This is a genomic window from Paracrocinitomix mangrovi (assembly GCF_019740355.2).
GTDB classification, from domain to species: Bacteria; Bacteroidota; Bacteroidia; order Flavobacteriales_D; family Crocinitomicaceae; genus Paracrocinitomix; species Paracrocinitomix mangrovi.
Genome location: NZ_CP091819.1, coordinates 3,680,564 through 3,704,566 on the forward strand (window position 1 = coordinate 3,680,564; position 24,003 = coordinate 3,704,566).

Below are 24,003 nucleotides of genomic sequence, written 5' to 3' on the forward strand. Positions count from 1 at the left end.
TGGATATTTTGATAGTTGCAAACAGTTAAATGTTAAATGAACCTTTTTTAATTAAAGGTGTATAATAGATAAATTAAGGGGTTACCTTTTGTAATCTCTTACATCTTAAAGAGATGGATAAACCAAAAATGACAATAGTCAAATAGAGAATGAAAGGATTTTTATTATCCATATTGCTTCTCTTTACCGGTCTTGTATACTCACAGGATCCGGTTATTTCTTTGACTATTACCACCAGAGATGATGACAGTGGTAAAAAATTAGCAGGAGCAACAGTTATTGTAAAATCCGGTGGAAGTGTTTTTACAACTAAGACTTCAGCTTCTAACGGTAAAGTTCCTCCTATTGATTTGCCTTTGGGTCAAAATTATGTGGTAGAAATCAAGAAAGATGGTTATGTAACTAAAGTGGCAAATATTGATGGTCACTTTGATTATCCTGAAGATTTACCTCCATTTGTTCCTTTTCCAATTGAAACATCATTGTTTCAGAAGGTTGAAGGTGTCGATTTTGCATGGTTAGAGACTACTCCAATGATTAAGTTTGAGCTAGATCAATACGGTAATCAAAGTTGGGATCAGGCTTATACAAAGCAAATGCTTGATAAAATTGAGAAGCTTAAAAAGCAGTTAGCTGAGAAAAAAGAAGAAGAAGAAAAGAAAAGAATAGAGTTCGAACAGTATGTAGCGTCTGGAGACAAAGCAGTTGAAAAACAAGAGTATCAAGAAGCTATAGATAATTATGATAAAGCACTTGCTTTATTTGATGATGCGGACGTAAAAAAGAAAAAAACTGACGCCCAAAAAGCTTGGGATGCATTAAAAGCTTCAGAAGAAACTGAGAAGCAATTTGCGCTTAAAATGGAGGCTGCAAAGGTGGCATATTCCGGTGAACAGTATGATGAAGCAATTAAATTGTACAAAGAAGCAAGCGGAATTAAACCCAATGAGCAATTACCTAAGGATAGGATTGCTGAGATTGAGAAAATTCTAGCCGATCAAAAAGCGAAAGAAGCGGAATTTAATAAGCTAGTAAAGGATGGTGATGCAGCAGTTGGTTCTGAAGATTACGACATAGCAATTGGCAATTATGAAGCTGCATTGGTGATCAAGAAAGACAATGCTGTTCAGGTTAAATTGGATGATGCCAGAAAGAAAAAATCTGACAAAGAAGAAGCGGAGCAAGCAGCAAAAGAGAACGAGCAAAAATACAATGACTTAATTGCAAATGCAGATAAAGCATTTGATGGAAAAAGCTATCAGGATGCCAGAGATAAATATGAAGAGGCATTAAAGTTGAAGCCAAATGAATCGCACCCTTCTGCTAGAATATCTCAGATAGATGATATCCTTAAAAAACAAAAAGAAGCTGAAGAGGCAGCAGAAAAACTAGAAGCTGATTACAGGAAAGCAATTGAGCAAGGAGACAACGCTTTTCAGTCCAAAGATTGGGATCAAGCAATTAAGTATTATGAAGAGGCTTTAGGGATTAAACCGGATGAAAAATATCCAAAAGATCAATTGGCTAAGTCCAAAGAAGGTCAGGCAAATGAAGCAGAACAGGCAGCACTTGATGAGAAGTACAACAAGTTGATGTCTGAAGGAAAAAGCTTGAGAGAATCTGAAAAGTTTCAAGATGCTTTAGCTAAATACAAAGAGGCTCAAAGCATGAAGCCTGATGAGTCTGAACCAAAAGACAGAATTGCAGAATTAGAAAAACTTATTGCAGAGCAAGCAGATGCTGCTGAGAAAGAAGAGCAATATAAGAAGTTGATGCAAGAAGGAGCTGATTTGTTGGCTGCAGATAAGCTAGAAAATGCGCTTGAAAAGTATGAAAGTGCATTGAATGTTAAGCCTAAAGATGAGCCTGCTCAAGCTAAAATTAATGAAATCAATACCTTAATTCAGGACAGAAAAAATGCAGCAGAATCTGATGCTAAGTTCAAAGAGTATGTTGATAATGGAGATAAAGCTTTTGGAAACGAGAAGTACACTGACGCTAAGGCGAATTATGAAAAAGCACTAGAGATTAAAGATGATCAAGCTGTAAAAGATAAAATCAAACAGATTGAAGAGTTAGTTGCTAAAGATGCTGCGGCTAAGGAATTAGAGGAAAAATATCAAGCTGCAATTAAGGAAGCAGATCAGGCATTTGATGCTTCAAACTGGGATAGTGCAATTGAAAAATATGAGGCAGCTCTTGCTATTAAACAGGATAGTTATCCAGAGAAAAGAATTGCTGAAGCAAAGAAAAACAGAGATGATATGGCGGCTGAGGCTGAAAAAGATACTCAGTTTAAAAATCTGGTTGCGGCAGGAGATGAATTAGCAGGAAATCAAAAGTATCAAGAGGCAATTAATAAGTACGAAGAAGCGCTGAAAATAAAATCGGACGGTGATGTTTCTCAGAAAATAAAAGAATTAAAAGTCATGATGGAAGAGGTTGCAGATCAGGCAGCCAAAGAACAAGCTTATAAGGATAAAATTGCTGAGGCTGATGAAGCTTTTAACGGTGAAAACTGGAATACAGCAAAAGCCTTGTATAAGGAAGCGATTGCTATAAAATCAGAACAATATCCAAAAGATCAAATACTGGCCATTGAGAAAAAGATTCAGGATGCGGCTCAAAATGAAAAAGAAGCAGAATATCAGGCGGCAATAAAAGTGGCAGATGATTTAAGGGATGCTAAAAAATATAAAGAGGCCATTGCTGCCTATGAATCGGCTAAGAGTATTAAGCCTACGGATAGTTACCCTGATGAGCAAATCAATAAAATTCAAGGGATAATTTCTACTCAAGAGCAAGAAGCTCAACAGAAGGAGGCTATTGATAGAAAGTACAAAGATCTAATGGCAGAGGGAGAAAAAGAGTTAGGAAGCAAATCGTATGAAGTAGCCTTGGATAAGTTTCAGCAAGCTTCTGATTTGAAGCCTGAAGAGGAATTGCCTAAAGAAAAGATCAAAGAAATTAATGAGATTCTTGGAGAACTAAATGAACAAGCTGCCATTGACAAGAAGTATGATGAAGCACTTAAAAAAGCTGATCAATTATTCAATGATGAGGAGTATAAGGATGCCAAAGCCGCTTATGAGAATGCCTTAACAATTAAGCCAAGTGAAGGTTATCCAAAAGCTCAGATTGCCAAATGTGAAGAAGGCATGAAAAATGAAACTGCTAATGAAATTGAAGAGCAGTATGATAAAATATTAAAAGCAGCTCAGAAAAAGACTGATGAAAAAGAGTATGACGCAGCCATTGATTATTACGAAAGAGCATTAAAAATAAAACCGGATGATGCTTTTCCTAAGACAAAAATTGCTGAGATTAAAAAGTTGATTGAAGAGGAAAAAGCAGCCAAAGAGTTGATGGAAAAGTATCAAGCTGCAGTAAAGAAAGCAGATGACCTTTTTGCTTCTGAGGATTTTGTAGCAGCAAAATCTGCTTATCAAGACGCATTGGATATTAAATCAGATGAAGTTTATCCAAAAAATCAAATTCAGGCATGTGAGCAAAAAATGCTTGAAAATACTGTTGATGAAGAAGAAGCGCAGTATCAAAAAATTCTGGCTGCAGCAGCAAAAAAGTTTGATGAAAAAGACTATGAAGGAGCCCTGGATTATTATAAACGCGCAAAAACTGTAAGAGCTGCTGATCCATTTCCGCAACAAAAGATTGATGAAATTACTCAGCTATTAAAGGATCTTAAAGATCAGGAAGCGCAAGAGGCTATACAAGCAAGATATGATGCTGCCATTAAAAGAGCAGATGATCTTTTCAATTCAGAAGAATTTAAAGATGCAAAAACAGCTTATCAAGATGCCTTAGATATTAAGTCAAACGAGCAGTATCCTAAAGATAGAATTGTATTGTGTGAAGAGAAGATGAAAGAAAATACTGTTGATGAACTAGAAGAACAGTATCAAAAGATTCTTAAAGCTGCACAAAAGAAGTTTGACGCTAAAGAATATGAATCCGCTCTAGATTATTATGAAAGAGCTAAAGGAATTAGGCCATCAGATCCGCTTCCTCAAAATAAGATTGATGAAATCAACCAAATTTTAAAGGACCTTGCTTCTGAAAAAGATAAAAGAGACAGGTTTAATCAGTTAGTTCAAACAGCAGATAACCAGTTTGAGAAAGGTAAATGGCAAGACGCAATGCAGAACTACATGAGTGCATTGGATATATTTAAGGAACAGTATCCAGAGGACCAGGTAGCTAAATGTAGAGAGGAATTAAAGAAAAAACCAGGGGCTGATGATGCTTACAATAAGTTGATTTCAAAAGCAGATGAGTATTTTGATGCTACTAATTATGACAAGGCTAAAGGGCTGTATAAAAGAGCAATCAAATTAAAGCCGTCAGATCAATATCCAAAAGACAAATTAGCTGAGATTGATAGAATATTAAATCCGCCGGCTGATTTAGTTGAGAAAAGCAATGATTTAAAGGATCCTGGGACCAGAGTGAATGAGAATTCAATTGACATTGAAGCAATGTTGATGGAGGCTAAAGAACAGTCTAGAGAATATGAAATTCAACAAATTTATAAGCAAGGAGAAGATGCGGATTCTGCTTTGATGGTTTGGACAGATGAAAATAAAGAGGAGACTTTTAAAGCGAAAGAGGAGATCAATACAATTGAAGAAGATATTTCAGAGGATCAGGTAGAAGCAGATGAAAAAAGACAAGAAGTTGTTTTAGAAGTAGAAGAATGGGTTGAGGATATCAATAAAGAAGAGGAGAAAAATGTAGCTACTCAAGAAGATGATATTTTTTATCAGGAGAAAAAGGTGGTTGCAATGGTAGAAGAAATTGAAGAGAATGATCTAGAAGCGGAGTATGATCGTCAAAAAGTTGAAGTGGAAGTAGAAAATCAAACCGTTTCCTACTATGAAAGGGAAGAAAGTGATAGTAAGGCTCAGTATGAAACCAATATGGAAGCTAAAAACTACACAAATGAAATGGTTGAAACTATTGAGGAGCAAGAGTATGAAGATGACCAGGCAAGAGTTGAATATCTTGGAGATGTAGAGCAGATCAAAGATGAGAATATTGAAAGAGAGAGAGTAGATGCTAATAGTCAGGAGAACTCAAATTTTGAAACAAAAGATTATACTACTGAAGTTGTTGAAGAGATTGAAGCTAATGATTTGGAAGCAGAATACGATCGTCAAAAAGTGGAGATTGAGGTAGAGAATCAGACAGTTTCTTATTATGAAAGAGAAGAAGAAGATAGAAGAAATCAAAACAATTCAAACCTTGATATTAAAGATTACACTGAAGATGTAATTACAGAGATCAATGAAAATAATCTGGAGGCAGAATATGATCGTCAAAAAGTTGAGGTTGCTGTAGAGAATCAAACTGTTGCTTATAATGAAAGAGAAGAAAGTGATAGTAAAGCCCAGTATGAAACAAATATGCAGGCAAAAGACTATACAAATGAAATGGTGGAAATTATTGAAGAGCAAGAGTATGATGATGATCAAGCTAGAGTAGAGTATTTGGGAGATGTTGAAAAAATCAAAGATGAAAATATAGAAAGAGAGGAAGAAGATGTTACTCAGCAAACAAACAACAACTTCAGAACTGTAGACTATAGAGAAGAAATAGTTGAGGAAATTGAAGAAAATGATTTGGAGGCAGAATATGATAGACAGGCCGTAGAAGTAGAAGTAGAGAATCAAACAGTAGCATATTATGAGCGTGAAAATCTAAATGCAAAAAGCCAGGAGGATAATAATATGGCTGTGAAAAATTATACTGAAGATGTAGTAGATGAAATTGAAGAAAATGATTTAGAGGCAGAATATGACAGACAAGCTGTGGAAAAGGAAGTAGAGAATCAGGTTGTTGAATGGGAGAAAAGAGAAGGAGAAAATAGAGATGATCAGTATGATAACAATATGGACGCCAAAGATTATACTGAAGATGTTGTTGATAAGCTTGAAGAAGATAAGGGAGTGATGCAAGAAAAGTCTGATGTAAACAATGATAAAACAGAAGACCAACTGGAAGAATACATTGAAATAGTGAATGAAACTGCTGAACAAACGGATGAGGCTTTAATTGACAGTGAATCTGAAATTGACCAACAAAAAGAATTAATCAATGTTGAACAGCAAGGAATTGAATCAAAGAATGAATTAGGTGAAAAATATCCTGAAGGAGTAACAGAAGAATCATTTACACTGAATGATGCAAGGGGATTAATGAAATCATATGTGATTAGAAGAATTGTGGTTATTGATGGTAGAGGAATGGTGTATGAAAAAACACAAACCAGACACGGGACCATTACTTATACCAGAGATGGTGAGCCGATTTCTGAGTTCATGTGGAATGACGAAACTAACGATCCTAAATTGACACGAAACTAAACTTTGAATGAAGTATGCAGTTTATATGCTGTCAGTCATTTTTTTGACAGCTTGTTCGGGAGAACAAAAACAAAATTCAACCAACACCCAAGATTCCCAATCAATTGAAATTTACGGAAACACTCAAGGGACCACTTATGGAATAATTATCAATGATGAAATTGAAATTGATAAAGACGAAGTAGATGATGTTTTATCCGAATTTGACAAAGCATTATCATCTTATATTCCTAATTCGATATTGACAGAATTGAATAATGCACCGGCGGGGAATTTTGTTTATTCTGACACACACAATTACTTCAACAGATGTTATCAGTTATCTCAGGAGGTATTCCATTTAACAGATGGTTATTTTGAACCTACCATTTATCCTTTGGTTGATGGTTGGGGATTTATGAAAAATGTTGAGCAGGTTCCTGATTCATCAGTTGTAGATTCTTTAAGAGCTTTGTTAGGATTTGGTGACGGATATCACTTCACTTTTCTAATGCAGGAAATTGAAGGGGATACATTGCCAAAGAATACAATCTTTAAAAGAACTCCTCAAGCGAAATTAGATTTTAATGCCATAGCTCAAGGTTTAGCTGTGGATGTTATAGCAGAGTTAATTGAATCAAAAGGTGGTAAGAATTACTTCGTTGAAATTGGTGGAGAAATTAGGGTTAAAGGAAAAAATAAGGATGGTGTATTTTGGAGGATTGGAATTGATAAACCAATTGAAAATTCAAGTGCTGAGACAAGAGAAATTTATGAAATTGTTGAGTTGGATAACCTAAGTATCGCTACTAGTGGTTCGTACCGTAAATTTTATGAAAAAGGCGGGCAGAAGTATTCACATACACTTAATCCTAAAACTGGATACCCTGTAAGTCATAACCTATTGAGCGTTTCTGTTGTAGCTGAAAATTGTGCTTTGGCAGATGCACTCGCAACTGCTTTTATGGTGATGGGAGTAGATAAGACTAAGGAATTTGTAAAGTCACACCCTGATTTAAATATTGAAGTTTATTTGATATTTAACAACAGTAAAAATAGACTTGAGACATTTTATACAGCTGGCATGGCTGAAATGATAACTGAATAGTTATTGCTCAATTAAAGGAAAATATCTTTCTTTTATTACATTAAAATGATGGATAGCATGGCCTACTTGAATGTACCCTAATGCAAGTACAGATATTTCCTGATCATTGGCAAATCCGGTTCTCAATAACTCTTCTCTGTTGAAATTGGCATAAGTTGCCAAAGTGGCACTTCTAATAGTGATAAATTGAAGTAATAAATTTTTCAAGGATATTTCATTTGACCTTGCTGCCGCAACATATTGATTTTCATCAAATCCTGGCAGTTCAGTTTTGTCATTTCTAGCAAATCGCAGTGCTCTATTCATGAAAATTCTTTCAGTGTCCATTAAGTGTTCCACAATTTGCCTAACTGTCCATTTACCTGGAGCATAAACTTTATCACCTATTTTTTCAAGATACAAGGCATGATCCATATACAATTTAATGCCACCTTCTGGTAAAGCGTCAATTAATGGAATATCAGGTGCAAGTTGAATGTATTTGAGGTAATATTCGGGAACAACGGTAATATCAGTTTTAGTCAACATAGTTTTTGCTTAGTTCATAATAATAGTCATTTGTTTGGGATTCTTCATTCCAAAAAGCCTTTACTTTATTCATTGTAGCATCTAAGATTTTAATGGAAGGAGCATTTCGTTGGTCCACTTCGGCATAAACAGAAGATAAATTTAATGTGCTAAAAGCATGGTCAATTAAGCCTTTGGTAATTTCAACTCCATATCCATTGCCCCAATGTTTTTCTCTGAATCTATAACCGATTTCATTGCCTGATTGATTAATTAAAATCGCTGCGGTTCCTAATAATTCATTCGACTCTTTTGAGCAAACTGCCCAAACCCAAAATTTATTTTCCACTTCACTATAGCGATTGATTACACTGTAAAAGTCTCTTTCACATTCTCCAAGACCCATTGCTTCTTGTCCTGTATAAAGCATGACCTTTGGATTTGATTGTAAATCATAAAAGTCAGGAAAATCAGAATGGATCAATTGTCTGGCAATTAATCTTTCTGTACTAAATACAATATCCATTAATGATCTTCTAGTTTCTGATCTAACACAGGTTTCATTTTTTGGTCTTTTGGTTCAAGATCATCTTCATTCCAGTGAGTTAGCTGCATTATTTTGTGGAAGATATCTGTGTTTTGATAAATACCGGCAAATTTTTCTGCTCCTTCTCCAAAGGCAAAAACGGGAATAAGAGTAGTTGTATGCGCTGCATAAGAAACTCCCGGATCATCTGCTCCTTTGTAGAAAGTAGGGGCGATTTCATTATCGTTCCATCCATCTCCGTCTCTAGCCGGAGCTAATGCAAATCCTCCTGTCTCATGGTCAGCTGTTACAATGACTAGGGTGCCTTCGTGCGTTTCTGCAAAATCTAGGGCTACACCAATGGCTTTGTCAAAGTCCTTAACTTCTTCAATTATTCCTTTAGCATTGGCATCATGACCTTCCCAGTCAATTTGAGATCCTTCCACCATTAAAAAAAATCCATCTTCCCATAATTGAAGATAATCCAGGGCATGTTGAGTGGCGTTTGGTAAAAAGTCATCTCTACCTTCTAATTTTGATTTTAAGCCATTTTCTGCTAATAGATAACCATACTTTTTATGCACTTTCATTTTTTTATCAAGGTTCAGGCTAACTGTGTCCAATTCAAAACCTTTTTTTATTAGTTCGGTATAGAAATCAATATTGTCGGATCTTTTGTTAAAGAATTTCAATCCTCCACCTGCAAAAAAGTCAACTCCCGATTTTGGTAAATACTCAGCAATTTTTTCAGCATCACTTCTTGACTTTGCATGAGCATAAAAACATGCCGGAGTTGCGTGAGTAATACTTGAAGTTGCTACTAATCCTGATTTAATTTTTTTTCTTTCAAGGATTTCAACCACGTTCATTATGTACCTTCCATTTGTATCAACGCTAATGGCTCCATTATAACTTTTGGCACCACAAGCAAATGCTGTAGCTCCTGCTGCCGAATCAGTGATTTTTTGTTTGGCAGATGAGGTATTAATTAAACCAATGTGTTTAAATCTGCTAAAGTTTGGCGTTTTGTTGTCATTGTAATAGTAAATAGTTGACATCTGAGATAGTCCCATTCCGTCTCCAATTAACAGTATTACATTTTTGATAGGTGTTTCTTGTCCAAAAGAAATAGCAGGTAAAATGCTCAACAAAAAAAATATCTTTTTCATCTGTTATAATGTTTATGTCCTAAAGTTAGGACTATTCAAATATTAGTCCATAAAAAATCCCGGCCTTCTTTAAAGAAAACCGGGACATTATTGTATTCTGACGAATGAAACCTATGAAAAAGAATAATTATTCTCCTTGCTTAATAAATTGTGCGTCTATAACCAATTTAACTTTATCAGATACAACAATATTTCCTGCTTCTGTTACTGCACTCCAGCTCAATCCGAAGTCTTTTCTGTTGATTTCTCCTGAAATTTCAAAACCGGCTTTAGTTTGTCCATAAGGATCTACTGCCGCTCCGTTAAAATCTACGTCTAAAACAACTTCTTTAGTGATGTCTCTAATTGATAATTCACCAGTCATTTTCTCTCCATCAAATGAGGTAGATTTAAATGTAATGTTTGGAAATTCTGCTGCATTAAAGAAATCATCAGACTTTAAATGACCGTCTCTATCAGCATTTTTTGTACTGATTGAATTTACATCAATACTCACATTCACTTTTGCATCAGAAAAATCTTCATTTGATGATTCCACAGTTGCGTCAAAGTTATCAAAATGACCTTTTACAGTTGAGATCATCATGTGTTTTACTTTGAATCCTATTTCAGAGTGAGTAGGATCTATTTTCCAGCTAGTTTTTGTTAAAGTTTCCATATCTATAAATTTTATTTTGTTTCAATTTTATAGAACAAAGTTAATAAATTTGTTGCAACAAACAATGTCTAAACAAATAAAAAATATCTATGTGCAAATAAATAACATCAATAACTCAGTATTTACAGTATATAGGAGAAGAAATTAAATTGAAAAAAAAATTGAATTATCCTTAATAAATGACAATTCGTTCAGTATGTGACGTTGTTTCACTAAAAATTTTGATCAAATAGGTGCCACTTTTCCATTTGAGGGTAGAAATTTCATTTGTTCCTTCATTGAGTTCTTTTGACAGGATCAATTTGCTGCTCATATCGTAGCATAAAAAATGGCATTTATCAGGAGTAGAAACATAGAACTTATCTCTGGAAGGATTAGGGAATACTTTAGTGTCTAATTCGCCTAACATATCAATTCCTGCATTGTTAATTGCATTTCCACTAACATGAAAAACAAAAGGATTAATATTGTCATTGGAAATAATGGAATAGGAGTTTGTATAAGTTCCCTCAGTTGGTGGGGTCAATATCAACAGCATTTTTTTGCTGCTGTCAGGTGCTATAATATATGAAGGGTTGTTAATCAGATTAAATGCTTGATTGGAGCCTTCGATAATATGGGTAATATTTATAAAGGAAGAACCTGAATTGTACATATTTACATACTTACCAATGGATGTGTTGATGGGATGATTTTGGTAATATATAGTATCATTATTATAAATGGTATCATTTTCAACTACAATAAACAAATGATTTTGATCATCTAGCCCCAAAAGTTCTTTTCTTGAAATGGCAATTGCCGTTGACTTATTCCAGTATTTTGTTGAATCAAATTCATCTAGCTGCGTAATTGCCGAAGTTGGATGCTGTATTGATAAAAAAGCATAATTATAGTCGGGGGTAAAAGTCATACCGGTAGGTTCTGATCCTGCAGGTGTTTTGAGAAAAACATTAATTTTATTTAAAGAATCGTGTATATGGTCATGGGTTGCGAACCAAATATGATTCTGTCCACCATCTTGTAGCATGTATAAATTACCTTTGTCATCAAAGGTCAAATTGTCCATACCCAAATCAATTATTACAGTTTGTGTATCAGTTTCACTAATAATTGTGTAAGGATAATCGTTAGCGACAAAAATTTTAAAATTATTTACAGAATCTGTCATATCTGTAAATCTGTAGACAGCCCCTGGAGCTGTTGTATATTTTGAGGAAAAGAATACGTCTCCACTTATCGGGTCAACATCAACATCTTCTATGTAGTAAAAATTCGTTGCACCTGCAGAAATTGTGTTGGCAATACAATTATTTCTATCGGCGATTGAAGAGTTTGGAATTTGGATCCAGGATCCCGTAAGTGGAACAGGGGTTGTTCCTAAAAGTTGGGTGAGATTACCTATTCTTAATACATATAAATTGCCATCTTTAACATTTTGAGGAGAGGCCATTACATATTTATACAAATATCCATTTGATTGATCGCTTCCAAAATATGCCACGGAGTCATTAGCAAATACTATATTTTCATGTGCCATTCTTCCCATTGCCCACACTTTATCTTGTAATCCATCACTTTCGTAATCCGCTACAGAAGCAGTTTGAGGATCAACTTCTACTATCCATCCATAATCCAAGTAACCATCCCCATTATTGTCAGTGGTTGAATTAGAAACTTCTTCACCAAAAAAAACCGTTCCCCAAGGACTAAGCGTACCAGAACAAGGTCTTGATGTTCCTGAAATTCCTGAATTGGTAAAATCAACTAATTGACCATATAAAATATCCCATTGATTATCTATAGAATCTAATTCTATTTCTAGAACACTCATTTTACCAGTTGTCGTTTCGTGGTTTACTGTTAAATAGCCGTGTGTTGAAGAACCATTAATAGGTACAAAACAGGTGAAATCAAAATAACTACCCATCACTTGTGTACCATTTAATAGAGGGTCATTGTCTTGTGCGATAAATTGAAAAGCATGTGTTGTCGGAATAACCATCTCATTTCCTTGATTTTCTGAAAACAATCCCGGAAAACACGAAAAGTGTAAACTATCTGCCGGATCACATCCCAAATTTAGTTGTGAGTACAATTGATTAACACTTAGCATCATTACATATGCAAGTATGAACTTTACCTTTCCCATTATACATGCAATTTACGAATAAATAGCTTATTTAAAGTGACAATAGTCACCTCAAAATGAGTTTTTTAATAAATCAATAAATTATTTAAAGAATTGATTGTCAACTATAAAAACATATACAAACGTATAATAATCGTAAACAAACGAAAGATAAACGAATCTTGTTTTTTACCCTCATCAACTTTGCACCGTCGATTTAAATGACAAGTCTGGGCCGCTAGAAAAGCCTGATAATGAAGAACAAACACGCATCTGATTCAAACTATAATTACAGATGCACAAAACACAAACACGTTATGAAAAATTTAAGAAACAAAGTACAATTGATTGGACACCTAGGACAAGCACCTGAAATTATCTCTTTTGAAAATGGAAACAAATTGGCTAAAGTTAGGCTCGCTACTAATGAGTTTTACAAAAACGCAAAAGGTGAAAAAGTACAGGAAACTCAGTGGCACTCACTTTTCTGCTGGGGTCCGAAAGCTGACATTTTTGAAAAGTTTGTAAAAAAAGGGCAAGAGATTGCCGTTGAAGGAAAATTGATTACCAGATCTTATGAAACCAAAGACGGTGAAAAAAGATATCGTACTGAGGTACAGGTAGAGGATCTGTTGTTGTTAGGCTCAAAAGAGGCCTAATTTAATGTGGGTAGGAAGTGTACGTTTTGTATGTTCCTTGTGCTGGCGTACACTTCCGTTTTTTCAATTTTCAATCTCAAATTTTAATAAAATGCAAAATCTAAAAAATACAATCAATTTAATTGGTAGGGCCGGAATCAATCCGGTAATAAGAACTTTTAAAAATGGAGTTAAACTGGCCAAATTCTCTTTGGCAACTAGCGAAACTGTTATCGAAGTAAATGGAAGAAAAGTAACGACACAATGGCACAATATTGTTGCTTGGGGCAAAAAAGCTGAGTTAGTAGAAAAGTACATAAAGCAAGGTCAATTAATGGCTGTAGATGGTAAGCTGATTAATCGAATCTATTTTGACGCATCCGGGAATCAAAGAAAACTAACAGAAATCCAGGTGAACGAAATTCTGTTGATCAATCCAAATAATGATAAAAAACAACAAACTGTTGTCAAGAAATTACCTGTACAAAACAATGGTGCAAGTGTGAAAAAAGCGAGTTAGGTTCTGGGGACCCGATACTAAAACTAAAATATAATCGGGTCCTCAATGAATCTAATCAACCCCGGGAGTGAACGGTATCCAGCCCTGAGTTGAAATATTTTGGTGAATCCTCTCCGCTCAATGATTTGGTAGAAGTATACAAATTGGGTGGAGGGGATTTTTGTTAAGAGCCAAGAAGTAAGAATCAAGAATCAAGACTTTTAATGCTTAAGTCAAATAAAATAGTCTGATATGCATAATTATAAAAAATTGGAAATTTGGAAGAAAGGAATGAAAATTACTAGTGAAGTGATTCAACTTATTAATAATTTACCCCCAGAGCATAAATTTGGATTGTATCAACAAATTTTACGTTGCGCGGTTTCCGTACCATCTAATATAGCAGAAGGGTCTGCAAGAAAAAGCAGTAAAGAATTCGCTCATTATCTAAGTATCTCATTAGGGTCATTGTTTGAACTTGAAACACAGCTCATTATTTTAAATGATAGCATCTATGAGATTGACAATAAAATTCTAGTGGATGTAAATGAATTGCAAAAAATGACTTACGCATTTATTAAACGAATTAGAAATAGTAGTGTCTAGATTCTTGGCTCTAAATTCTTGACTCTAATCCTATAATCCAACCATCTCCTCTTGTCTCAAAAACAGCCAATGGAAATAATCAAAAAGTTGAATATCTGTAAAGTAAAACTTAAGTATCTGCTCATAAGAATAACCTAGCTTGGCCATGCTCATGGCGCCTTCTTGACAAAGACCAACTCCGTGCCCAAAACCCTTACCTTCCAGCACAACATTGTCTCCTTCTAAATGACAATCAAACCATGTAGATTTTAGTTTAAATTCAGTACGGATGTCTCTAAGTGGAATTCCTAACCTGGGATCTATGTAAAAGGCCTTTCTGTTGGGTTGTGAGAAAGCGTATAAGTATTGCCCAAAAATGGAATCATTAACAGGATACCCGAATTGTTGAACCAGATAATTTTTCCAACTTGATTTTGGTATTTTCTTGGTCCAGTTTGCTTGCCATGACCTAATGCAAAAAGTATCTACAATACTTCTGCAATATGGAACAGGGTTATTCCAAACAAAGTCCGACTCAGAAGTTTGACCTCCACAATTGGCAAAGAAATAGCCATCAGCCAGTTCCAATTGATGATCTAACATAATGATACCCGCGGTTTCGTTTACTGCTTTTTGAATGTCAGGAGTAAATCGCATCATATTATGATAAGCTTGACAATGCTGTCTGTCACATAAATAAAAACCATCTTTTCTATGCTTACTTAAATGATCCAAAACATAAGTTCTACTTAGAATTGCCTGCACCTTGTAATATTCGATATGTTTACCTCCACCTCCTTCGCTCTCAATCACACCGGGAAGGTAATTCTCCATCATCACTTCGTTGATTACTGTGATTTCTGTATTCCCAGATGGAATAAGCATGATATTGTCTTTGTATTTCCTTTCTTTTTTGCTGTAAGGTGAAGTTGGTCTTATTCTAAAACTATTTCCGGATTCAACCCCTCTGAAATAAACAGTATCAAAAGTTCCTAATGTCTTATCGTCTTTAACAAGTTTAATTTTGTCTCCACTTCTCTTACATTCAATTGATTGACCACTCCATATACTTGTTAATTCAGTTGAATCTCCATAAACATTGTAAGTTCCTTCGTTATATGAAATGCGGACAGCTGATAAATCATATGCACGCAAGATTCCAACTTTCAGTTCCTGTGTTTGAGCTGAAAATGAGAATATTAATGCTATGTAAAACAACAGTTGTTTCATCAATCTTTTAAAATAAGTGCAGCCGTTTTGGCAGAAGCACCACCACCTCCTAATTTCTGAGCCAAATTTTTGTAGTCTTCTAACATCTGAATTCTCTTTTCATTCGACTCAACTACAAGTGCATCCATTTCTGCCTGAATGTTTTTAGCTGTTAATTCCCCTTGAATTAACTCCTTAACACAAGGCTTGTCCATTATTAAATTAACCAGTGAAATGTACGGTACCTTGATCAGTCTTTTGGCTATTTGATAAGAGGCATTACTTCCTTTATAACAAACAACTTGCGGAATGTTAAACAATGCAGTTTCTAAAGTTGCAGTTCCGGATGTTACCATAGCGGCTTGAGAGTGCAATAGGATGTCATAAGTTTTATTTGAAATCCATGTCATTGGTTGGGTACCTGCAATTTCTAAATAAAAAGATGAGGGTAAGTTAGGAGCTCCGGCAACAATCACTTGCATTTGATCATATTTTTTTGCCGCTTCTAACATGATGGGAAGTTTGATTTTTATTTCTTGTTTCCTACTTCCGGGTAACAGAGCCAGGATGGGTTTGTCCTCTAATTGGTGTTCATTTAAAAATGAAGCTCTATCGGGTGAATTACTTTTGTAATCTTCTATAGCGTCAAGCAAAGGATGCCCCACATAATGCACCTCCATGTCAAACTTCTTGTAAAATTCTTTTTCAAAAGGCAGGATGCAATACATTTCATCTACAAATCGTTTGATTTTAAATCCGCGTTTTTGTTTCCACGCCCAAATTTGTGGTGAAATGTAATAGTGAACGTTGATTCCTTTTGACTTTGCAAATTCAGCAATTCTTAAATTGAAACCGGGATAATCAACTAAAACCAACCTGTCAGGTTTAAAAGCTAAAATATCTTTCTTACAATAATCAAGATTTCCTAGAATCGTTCTTAGATTCATTAAAACTTCAACAAATCCCATAAACGCAAGATCACTGATATGTTTAACCGGCTCACCTTGTATGGCAGACATACGATCTCCTCCCCAATACCTAAACTCAGTGTCGGGTGCATCTTTAAGTATAGCTTTCATCAGGTTACTGGCATGTAAATCACCAGATGCTTCACCTGCAATAATGTAAATTTTCAAATCTGCCCGGTTTAATCCGCAAAATTACATGAAAATTAGCCTGCAACCATTGCGTTATATAGATACAAATTAACAGCTACTTGTGGACACTTGGTGAAGAATTAACATCAAGATGCAGAGATTAGCATTTACTTTTGTAATATGAAGTGGATAATGGCCATATTAACAGTTGTTTGCTTACAACAATATGCCCTTGCGCAGGATAAGAAAATAGACCAATTAGAAATTCTCTATGATCAGGCCTATTACAGGAAAGTACTGCGTCAGTCTAACAAAATGTTGGCTGATCCTGAATTTGATTATAGCGGTTTACCTTCTTATTATAAGTCTCTTGCATTATTTAGATTGGCAGATGAACCAAAATGGTTTAAAAGACATGAAAAGGCTATTCCTGAAGCAATAGAGGCGTATAAAGTTTTTGCTGAACACGGTTCTTATGAAGATTATGTTCATGCTCATTACTATGAATTGGCTGCATTTAAGCATTTTTTGAATGGTTTTGGCAAGAAAATGAGCGATTTAGGTTATAAGGAAAATGCTGATTTAGTTTTTGATTTTAAAATGGAATATCTTTTAAATATCAAGGCTAAATCTGAATCGCAAAAACCTGATGAAAATGATCCTTTAGTAAATACTGACAATGTAAGTAATAGTCAAAGAGATCAAATAGTTGCCTATGCAAAAACACTTATTGGCATTAAGTACGTTTGGGCCGGATCAGATGAAAAAGGTTTTGATTGTTCAGGCTTCACAAGTTATGTGATGAAGAAATATGGAATTCTGCTTTCAAGAACTGCTTCCGGTCAAATGGCAGAAGCTAAAAAAGTAAAAGTAGGAAGCGCAGATAAGGCTGATTTGGTGTTTTTTGGTCCTGGAGCCAATATTACTCATGTTGGAATGGTAGTGAGCGAAAAAGGAAAACCGCTTACCATGATTCATGCATCTACTAGCAAAGGAGTAATCATTACAAATGTGGAGGAATCTACATACTGGAAGCCAAAATTGAAAAGTGCCGGAAGCTATTTGAGCTAATTCTATTTTTTGACATTAACGCCTTATTATTTGGTAGTGCTTGAATTAAGGTCTATTCATAGATTTGAGCATGTCAAAAATTCAAGTACTTTATTTCGTTTTAGCGTTCGCGATATTTTCATGTGAAGCAGAGAAAATTACAAAAAATGAAAAGCCATTTTATAATTATTCTAATGAAGATTGGAAGAAGAGGGCATTGTCTGATGCAGCTGAAATCATTCTTCAAAAAGAGAATATTGAGACGGTATGGAATTTCAATGAAATAGCTGAGGAAGACTCGGTAAGTTTTCATTATGCAAATGCTTTTAAAGAAATTGAAAACGAGAAAATCATTTCTGTTTATGGGTACACCGGATGTTCCTTTGGATGCTCAGGAAACTTGTTATTGATTTATGATAGTATTAGTATGGATCTCAAGTTTGTACAACAAGTGCCTGTTGTATTTGAATTTGTAGATGTAGAAGGAGATGGCGTGGATGAATTATTTACAGAAAATTATGTCCTCTGGATGGGGTATTGCACCCAGTATTTGCGTTTATACAATTTGGAAAGTGAGCAGAGATTCTTTTACAGGGAAAATGAGTCACCGGATTTTTGCGGAGACGATAAAATGAATTATCCCAATCCTTCCTTGTTTCCAGATACAACTCACAAATATTCGTCATACAGTTTTAAAAGAAATGAAGGTAGACTTCAGTTGATTTTGAATTCTGAATTTAGGATTCATCACGGAGCTTTAGATTCAATACAAGAAGTAATTAACCTTTAAACATTCTATTTTTTGACCCCGGCGCTTTATTATTTGAAAGCAATTTTTGGAACGTTCCAACTTAACTTTGAGTATGGCCAATAAACTTTTATTAAACGCAGTTTTTTTCATTCTTATTCTTATTGGTTGTAGGGGAGAAGATCAGGAGATTGCCGAAGCTAAAAGGCAGTCTTCTGAATCTGATCAATACGATTTGGGTTTATATGAACCCGTTCCTGAGGAAGTAGAAGAGTACGAGTATAAGTATGTAAATGAACCGTATCCGTATGACACATCTTTATCAGGTGGTTACCACTTGTCATACCGAGTAGATACTTTGTATGAAGAGTCCATGCAATATCTTTTACTGATGAAAAATAATAAACTTGTTGATACTATAAGTGGAATGAGTTTGGGTTTAATTTTCAGAAATTTAGGCTTCATTATTGCGGATTATAACGATTTTTTTCTTTTTGGAAATTCATTCAGTTTTGGTTCGCAAAACAATTGTAGCTTAATTCAAAAATCAAATGGAAAAACTGTTTGCAGTGGTTTCTTTCTTGAAAATTCAGTTGAAGATAATTGGTTTATGTACACCAGTGATGATGTTATGGATGGATTGGATACGTTATTTTATATTGACATGACAACCTTAAAAGCTGAGTATTTTCCTGTTCCGGAAATTTTATGGGGAAATTCTGAAGCATGGTCTGATGTTGATTCAATAGTCTTCTCACCTTCTGAAATACGCATGTACACTTATGATGACAGAGGTTCAATCATCTCCAGAAGGAGTGAAAATCGTTTCCGTTTAAGATAAATTAGCACCTTTTAACACTTTTATAACGTTACCAAATAGTTTCTATCACGTTCTTTGTGCACACCAAAGTTTATGAAACATACACTAGCCATTATATTAGTTGTGCTTTCGTCTATTTCATTCGGACAGCAACTGAGAGTAACAGGGATTTTAGCTGCAGATGATCTTTCTGCCAAACTGGGTCAAATAACAATACACTCATTACCGGATTCATCACTAAGAAAAGGAACCTACATTGATAGTTCAAATTTTTCTTTATTAATGGACAGAAATGGTGGTACAGAATTTTATGCTAAACTAAAATTAGACGGTTATTCTGATACCATTATCAACTTCTCAACATCTGATTCAATCCACAATCTGGGAATGATTGTAATGAGTAAAAATCTTGAACTGGAAACTTTTGAATTTGTTTACAGACAGCCAACTTTTGAAAGAACCATGGATGGGATTAAAGTCAATGTTGAAGGAACAACTTTAGAAACCATGGATAACCTTTTTGAGATTCTAAAAGCATCCCCTAAGTTAAGTTCACCGGATGACGAGTCGATTGAAATAATTGGAAAAGGTGTTCCGCTTATTTTAGTGGATAGACAACCTATCCTAACCAATGACGAATTAAAAGCAATTCCGGCTGAGATGGTGGAGAAAATTGAAATCATTACCAATCCATCTGCAAAGTATAGAACACAGGGCAGAGGTAGTGGAGTAATTGAAGTCTATACCAAGAATTTTAGATTACAGGGATATAACATGAATGTCTCAGGTAATGGAGGTATCAATACACAGTTAAAGCCTACAGGTAGACTAGGAATTGGATTGAGCTTAAAAAAGAAGAAATTCAGCATGAATATGTATGCAAGTGGAAATTACAGATCAAGTAATTCTTTTGGAAGTACCACTACCGAAATTTTTGACACAACAAACAGAACAACAACTTCCAATTACACAGATGAAAATCAAAGTATCTGGCAGCACTTTAGCATCAAATCGGCTTATCAGATAAATGATAAACAAAAAATTACTGCAGGAGTAAATGGCGGAGGAAGTATATATAAGTCTATTTCAGAATCTAATAAAATGTATTTTGAAGGTGATGAGTTACAAACTACAAATGACAAGTTAGGTTCAGATGGATTTACATGGTTAAACAGTAGTGCCTTTTTAAACTATACTGTTGAAACAGATACATTCAATAGTAATTTTGAAGTTAACCTGAATTACCAGTATAAAATAAGAGAAGGTAAAGCAACTTTTTACAATGATTTTATAGATACAACTGGTGCTGTTTTTAAAAATGATATTCAAAATCAAAACAGAAACCGTCCAAATGTTACCGAAGTAAGAGTAACATATGAACACGTTTTTGATACAAGTGGATGGAAATTAAGTGGAGGTGGTGCCTACAGTATTATCTTAAACGGGATGCGTTTTGATCAATCTAATTTAATTGATGATCAATGGGTAAATGATCCGGTTTATTCTAATTCGTATGACTACATAGAGCAGAACGGATCTGCATTTTTAGAGACTACTAAAAATTGGGATAAAGTTAGCTTGCGTGCAGGTGTAACTGCTGAGTATACAGATTTGAATGGTTTCAGTAATTCACTTAATAAACAGTTTATTGATTCTAATTATGTGATGCTTTTTCCTTCTGGAAGTATCATGATTAATCCAAAGGACAATTTTAGCATGACGCTTAGATATAGTTCAGGAATTGATAGACCTTCTTTTTCAAATTATGATCCATTTGTGCGCATTCAGGATAGCTTAAATATATCATACGGAAATCCATATTTAAGACCATCAGTTTATCACTCTACAGGAGTAAGTTTTGACTTTTTTAATGCCTACAGTTTAAGTGTGGATTATTCTTATAATCACAGGCCAACATCTCAATTGACTTTTATTGATTCGAATTTTGTCAGTAACTCAACACCATGGAATTCAGATAATGATCAGTCTTTGAATGTTTATATATCTGCTCCCGTAAAAACTAAATGGATGTCAGGATGGAATTCATTGTGGATGACATATACAATGACACAATTTACTCCTGAATTTCAAAGAGCTGATATTTCTTATTTAACATTTGGTTTATGGTCTAACCTAAATTTTTACTTACCAGGTGATTTTACATTAACTAATAGATTACATGCAAGTAGATGGGGATCAGAGAACTTTTTGGGTAATTTCAGAGCAAGTTGGAGTATGCGTCTTACTAAGAAGTTACTGGACAACAACCTTAGAATTTTCGTAGAAGTGCAGGATATCGTTCCGCCTAAAAACAAGAATTATAATTACGCAAATAATTATACCAGCTACACTGAAGCGCAATATGCTTTTACTTCATTTAGATTGGGAATCTATTACAAATTTGGTAGGTTGAGAAGTGAAGCTCAAATTCAGGAATCTAAATCAAACCAGTCAGGAAGGATTTAGAAGTAATACCCCACTCCAAATACCGTTTGAAAAGTATTGTATTTGACGCTAAATGTTCCGTCTGTAGCAACATTTGTAAATCTCATTCTATATCCTGGTCTAACATATACATGGAAGTTTCCTAAGTTCCTTTGTATTTGCGTTTCAATTGCGAATGAAAAACCAAATTTGGTACTAGTAAGGTTATATGGAACATTGGTTCCGTTACTAAATACCGGATAAGTAGAAGAAGAGGTAGCTCTAATGATTTCTAAAATTCCGCTTACTTGAGGACGAATAGCCCAGTTTTTAAACTTAATTGTATATCCTAATGTCAGTGGTATCATGATCATTTTGTATTCGTTTATCACTGAATTGTTAGATGTTGTGGTATCAATTCCGGAAACTTGTACACTGTCAGGATAAGTATAGGTAATTGTGTCTATTGGGTTTTGAAGTGTGTCATAAATAATAGAATCAACTGATACAGTGAAAGTTGAATCGTAAGTGTAAGGTGTGTAAACTTCTGTGGTATAATCAATTTGATCTTTGTACTTGTTCATGCTTACTCCCAATCCCGTATAGAAGTTCTTAATGTTAAAGTTGATTCCTGCACCGTAGTGTCCTGTTGTTTGGAGTTTTTTATTGGAATTAAAGGTGTTGCTTTCAGTTGTTGTGTTTGCTAATAACTTAGAGTTTCCAAAATCAATTCCTGCATAAAGGTGTGGCTCAATGCTAAAGATTTTTGGTTTTGGATCATTATTGATTTCATTGTTTGCCGTGCTATCCGAATCTGTGTTTTCAGTAAGTGTTGAATCTACAGCATCATTTTCAACCAAATTACTGTCTATTTCCGTATTGTTCAATGAATCAATATTGCTATCAGTATTAATTGTGTCACTGCTGTCTATGTTAGTCGAATTGTTATTGGCTAAGTTATTGTCTGGCTGTTTTTCATCTTCTTGATTTGAATCAGAATCTGAATCTGAACTATTGGTTCCTGATTCAGTTTTTCGTTCACTATTTTCAGTAGTTAAATCTTCGCCATCTTTTTCATCTTTTTGTTGATTCTGTTCAATTTTTAGATTTGAATCAATGGATGATTTATCATCAACCTTATTAGATTTTTGGGAATTTACATTACCATTTAAAATTGAACTTTTGTCAACTTCAGTTTTGTCTACAGTTAATTTGTCGTTTTGAATGGTGCTGTTTTTTACTGTTTTGGTTGAGTTGAATTGATTTTTATTGGTAGTGTTTTCGGATTTTAAATTTGAATTTACTTCATTTTTATCCGTTGAATAATCATTGTTGTTTACTTGGTTTTTAAGATTTTCATTTTCGGTATTTGAATTCAAATCAGTCTGATTATCTGAGTTTAGGGGGGAGATGTCAGCTAATTCATTGTTGTTTGCATTATTAGTGGAATGATGAGGGTCAGCTAGTTCAGAGTGATTTTCGTTTTTAGATGAGGAGTCAAATCCGTTCATAAAAAACGCAGTTGCTGTAATTCCAAAAAGCACAAAGATGAGGATGAAGAAATACAATTTCTTGTTGTTTCCTCCCTTTCTTTTGGCAAGACGATTCTGCAAATCCTCGGTGTAACTATCCGGAATTTCAAAATGACGATCTTCGCCTAGCTTTTGCTTGAAAAGTTGGTCAATATTATCAGTTTGCTCTTTCACTTGCTTCGGTTTCGTTTAATTCGCTTGTTTTAAAAACTGCACGTAGTTTTTTTCTAGCTTCTTTTAAGTGCCATTTAAATGTTTCATATTTTATATCTAGTTGTTCACATACTTCTTGACTTGTATATCCGTCAATTACGTATAGGTTAAATACCATTTTTCCCGCCGGAGGAAGCATGTTTAAATAATACTCTAATTGTTCACTTGCAATCTCTTCTTCTACTTCCGGCATTTGAATTGAACCATAAAGATCTTCTTGATAAGAAATGGTTTCATTCAGCTTTTTATTTCTTCTGAAATCGTCGATAATTTCGTTTCTCATTATTTGACGAATCCAGGCTTTGTAATTGGTGTTTAAATCGTACTGATCTATTTTATCAATGATCTTGATAAAAGTGTTGTTAAGCAGTGTTCTCCTGTCTTCATCATTGATTTTATATCTGGCTACCTGACTCATAAGTACATCAAAAGAGTATCGGTACAGTTCGTTAATTACACGACTGTCGTTCTTTTTAATCTTTTTTATATCCTTTTGGGTCAGCTGCAAACAGGGAATACTTTTATGTACAGTTAATAAGTACTACATTAACAATTTTAGAATTGATTTATTTCTTTGAATATCAATTGTATAAATATACACCTGATTATCTGAAAGAATCAAATCTAATTCATTATAATAATTTCCTCCTGTTAGTTAAAACGAAAACGGAATCTGAAAAGGGGGGGTCAGATAATTTTTTTTCTAAAATTAATGATTTGACTTACC

18 protein-coding genes are annotated in these 24,003 nt (G+C 34.5%); 9 read left to right on the forward strand and 9 right to left on the reverse strand.

Annotated features, from left to right (window positions below):
- Positions 1 to 149 precede the first annotated feature (149 nt).
- Positions 150 to 6,383 carry a hypothetical protein gene (locus tag K6119_RS16450; RefSeq protein WP_221833424.1) on the forward strand — a complete coding sequence of 2,078 codons (6,234 nt, stop codon included), beginning with the start codon at positions 150 to 152 and terminating at the stop codon, positions 6,381 to 6,383.
- A gap of 7 nt (positions 6,384 to 6,390) precedes the next feature.
- Complete coding sequence (locus K6119_RS16455) at positions 6,391 to 7,470, forward strand: FAD:protein FMN transferase (RefSeq protein WP_221833426.1); 1,080 nt, start codon at positions 6,391 to 6,393, stop codon at positions 7,468 to 7,470.
- Here the strand turns inward: K6119_RS16455 and K6119_RS16460 are convergent, their stop codons facing one another.
- From K6119_RS16460 to K6119_RS16480, 5 genes are all read right to left on the reverse strand, one after another.
- The gene (locus K6119_RS16460; protein ID WP_221833428.1) at positions 7,471 to 7,998 is read right to left on the reverse strand and encodes a DinB family protein; all 528 of its coding nucleotides are present in this window, start codon (positions 7,996 to 7,998) and stop codon (positions 7,471 to 7,473) included.
- On the reverse strand, positions 7,988 to 8,503 hold the full coding sequence (locus K6119_RS16465; RefSeq protein ID WP_221833430.1) for a GNAT family N-acetyltransferase: 516 nt from the start codon (positions 8,501 to 8,503) through the stop codon (positions 7,988 to 7,990). Before K6119_RS16465 ends, K6119_RS16460 begins: the two co-directional genes overlap by 11 nt.
- Positions 8,503 to 9,672, reverse strand: a complete 1,170-nt coding sequence (locus K6119_RS16470; protein WP_221833432.1) for an alkaline phosphatase — start codon at positions 9,670 to 9,672, stop codon at positions 8,503 to 8,505. The genes K6119_RS16465 and K6119_RS16470 overlap by 1 nt, the downstream gene beginning before the upstream one ends.
- Before the next feature lie 127 nt (positions 9,673 to 9,799).
- Positions 9,800 to 10,330: a YceI family protein gene (locus K6119_RS16475; protein WP_221833434.1), complete on the reverse strand. Its 531-nt coding sequence runs from the start codon at positions 10,328 to 10,330 to the stop codon at positions 9,800 to 9,802.
- 172 nt (positions 10,331 to 10,502) lie between these two features.
- Positions 10,503 to 12,482 (reverse strand): PhoX family protein, encoded by a 1,980-nt coding sequence (locus K6119_RS16480; protein WP_221833436.1) that lies wholly within the window; start codon positions 12,480 to 12,482, stop codon positions 10,503 to 10,505.
- A gap of 296 nt (positions 12,483 to 12,778) precedes the next feature.
- On the opposite strand from K6119_RS16480, the gene K6119_RS16485 reads away from it, so the two are divergent.
- From K6119_RS16485 to K6119_RS16495, 3 genes are all read left to right on the forward strand, one after another.
- A complete protein-coding gene (locus K6119_RS16485; RefSeq protein WP_221833438.1) occupies positions 12,779 to 13,120 on the forward strand; it encodes a single-stranded DNA-binding protein in 342 nt (113 codons plus the stop codon).
- Positions 13,121 to 13,211: 91 nt separating this feature from the next.
- Positions 13,212 to 13,619: a single-stranded DNA-binding protein gene (locus K6119_RS16490; protein ID WP_221833440.1), complete on the forward strand. Its 408-nt coding sequence runs from the start codon at positions 13,212 to 13,214 to the stop codon at positions 13,617 to 13,619.
- Between the two features lie 231 nt (positions 13,620 to 13,850).
- The gene (locus tag K6119_RS16495) at positions 13,851 to 14,204 is read left to right on the forward strand and encodes a four helix bundle protein (RefSeq protein WP_221833442.1); all 354 of its coding nucleotides are present in this window, start codon (positions 13,851 to 13,853) and stop codon (positions 14,202 to 14,204) included.
- A 30-nt stretch (positions 14,205 to 14,234) separates the two neighbouring features.
- Here K6119_RS16495 and K6119_RS16500 read toward each other — a convergent pair whose 3' ends face one another.
- Together K6119_RS16500 and lpxB are read right to left on the reverse strand one after the other, a co-directional pair.
- A complete protein-coding gene (locus K6119_RS16500) occupies positions 14,235 to 15,413 on the reverse strand; it encodes a SpoIID/LytB domain-containing protein (RefSeq protein ID WP_221833444.1) in 1,179 nt (392 codons plus the stop codon).
- Positions 15,413 to 16,528, reverse strand: coding sequence for a lipid-A-disaccharide synthase (gene lpxB, locus K6119_RS16505; RefSeq protein ID WP_221833446.1), 1,116 nt, complete (start codon positions 16,526 to 16,528; stop codon positions 15,413 to 15,415). Before lpxB ends, K6119_RS16500 begins: the two co-directional genes overlap by 1 nt.
- A gap of 141 nt (positions 16,529 to 16,669) precedes the next feature.
- Here lpxB and K6119_RS16510 point away from each other — a divergent pair, with 141 nt between their 5' ends.
- The 4 genes from K6119_RS16510 (at position 16,670) to K6119_RS16525 (ending at position 21,573) form a co-directional block, all read left to right on the forward strand.
- Positions 16,670 to 17,560 (forward strand): C40 family peptidase, encoded by an 891-nt coding sequence (locus K6119_RS16510; protein ID WP_221833448.1) that lies wholly within the window; start codon positions 16,670 to 16,672, stop codon positions 17,558 to 17,560.
- A gap of 70 nt (positions 17,561 to 17,630) precedes the next feature.
- Positions 17,631 to 18,329 carry a hypothetical protein gene (locus tag K6119_RS16515; RefSeq protein ID WP_221833451.1) on the forward strand — a complete coding sequence of 233 codons (699 nt, stop codon included), beginning with the start codon at positions 17,631 to 17,633 and terminating at the stop codon, positions 18,327 to 18,329.
- 73 nt (positions 18,330 to 18,402) lie between these two features.
- The gene (locus tag K6119_RS16520; RefSeq protein ID WP_221833453.1) at positions 18,403 to 19,128 is read left to right on the forward strand and encodes a hypothetical protein; all 726 of its coding nucleotides are present in this window, start codon (positions 18,403 to 18,405) and stop codon (positions 19,126 to 19,128) included.
- 72 nt (positions 19,129 to 19,200) lie between these two features.
- The gene (locus K6119_RS16525; protein WP_221833455.1) at positions 19,201 to 21,573 is read left to right on the forward strand and encodes an outer membrane beta-barrel protein; all 2,373 of its coding nucleotides are present in this window, start codon (positions 19,201 to 19,203) and stop codon (positions 21,571 to 21,573) included.
- On the opposite strand, the gene K6119_RS16530 is transcribed toward K6119_RS16525, so the two are convergent.
- Both K6119_RS16530 and K6119_RS16535 read right to left on the reverse strand, forming a co-directional pair.
- Positions 21,570 to 23,237, reverse strand: a complete 1,668-nt coding sequence (locus tag K6119_RS16530) for a hypothetical protein (protein ID WP_221833457.1) — start codon at positions 23,235 to 23,237, stop codon at positions 21,570 to 21,572. The two genes, K6119_RS16525 and K6119_RS16530, sit on opposite strands and share 4 nt — an antisense overlap.
- Complete coding sequence (locus K6119_RS16535) at positions 23,221 to 23,784, reverse strand: sigma-70 family RNA polymerase sigma factor (RefSeq protein ID WP_221833460.1); 564 nt, start codon at positions 23,782 to 23,784, stop codon at positions 23,221 to 23,223. Before K6119_RS16535 ends, K6119_RS16530 begins: the two co-directional genes overlap by 17 nt.
- Positions 23,785 to 24,003 lie beyond the last annotated feature (219 nt).

Bases quoted from the DNA above. Each gene is read 5' to 3' on its own strand.
- K6119_RS16450 (WP_221833424.1), top strand. From the start codon at position 150: ATGAAAGGATTTTTATTATCCATATTGCTTCTCTTTACCGGTCTTGTA.
- K6119_RS16455 (WP_221833426.1), top strand. From the start codon at position 6,391: ATGAAGTATGCAGTTTATATGCTGTCAGTCATTTTTTTGACAGCTTGT.
- K6119_RS16460 (WP_221833428.1), bottom strand. From the start codon at position 7,998: ATGTTGACTAAAACTGATATTACCGTTGTTCCCGAATATTACCTCAAA.
- K6119_RS16465 (WP_221833430.1), bottom strand. From the start codon at position 8,503: ATGGATATTGTATTTAGTACAGAAAGATTAATTGCCAGACAATTGATC.
- K6119_RS16470 (WP_221833432.1), bottom strand. From the start codon at position 9,672: ATGAAAAAGATATTTTTTTTGTTGAGCATTTTACCTGCTATTTCTTTT.
- K6119_RS16475 (WP_221833434.1), bottom strand. From the start codon at position 10,330: ATGGAAACTTTAACAAAAACTAGCTGGAAAATAGATCCTACTCACTCT.
- K6119_RS16480 (WP_221833436.1), bottom strand. From the start codon at position 12,482: ATGGGAAAGGTAAAGTTCATACTTGCATATGTAATGATGCTAAGTGTT.
- K6119_RS16485 (WP_221833438.1), top strand. From the start codon at position 12,779: ATGAAAAATTTAAGAAACAAAGTACAATTGATTGGACACCTAGGACAA.
- K6119_RS16490 (WP_221833440.1), top strand. From the start codon at position 13,212: ATGCAAAATCTAAAAAATACAATCAATTTAATTGGTAGGGCCGGAATC.
- K6119_RS16495 (WP_221833442.1), top strand. From the start codon at position 13,851: ATGCATAATTATAAAAAATTGGAAATTTGGAAGAAAGGAATGAAAATT.
- K6119_RS16500 (WP_221833444.1), bottom strand. From the start codon at position 15,413: ATGAAACAACTGTTGTTTTACATAGCATTAATATTCTCATTTTCAGCT.
- K6119_RS16510 (WP_221833448.1), top strand. From the start codon at position 16,670: ATGAAGTGGATAATGGCCATATTAACAGTTGTTTGCTTACAACAATAT.
- K6119_RS16515 (WP_221833451.1), top strand. From the start codon at position 17,631: ATGTCAAAAATTCAAGTACTTTATTTCGTTTTAGCGTTCGCGATATTT.
- K6119_RS16520 (WP_221833453.1), top strand. From the start codon at position 18,403: ATGGCCAATAAACTTTTATTAAACGCAGTTTTTTTCATTCTTATTCTT.
- K6119_RS16525 (WP_221833455.1), top strand. From the start codon at position 19,201: ATGAAACATACACTAGCCATTATATTAGTTGTGCTTTCGTCTATTTCA.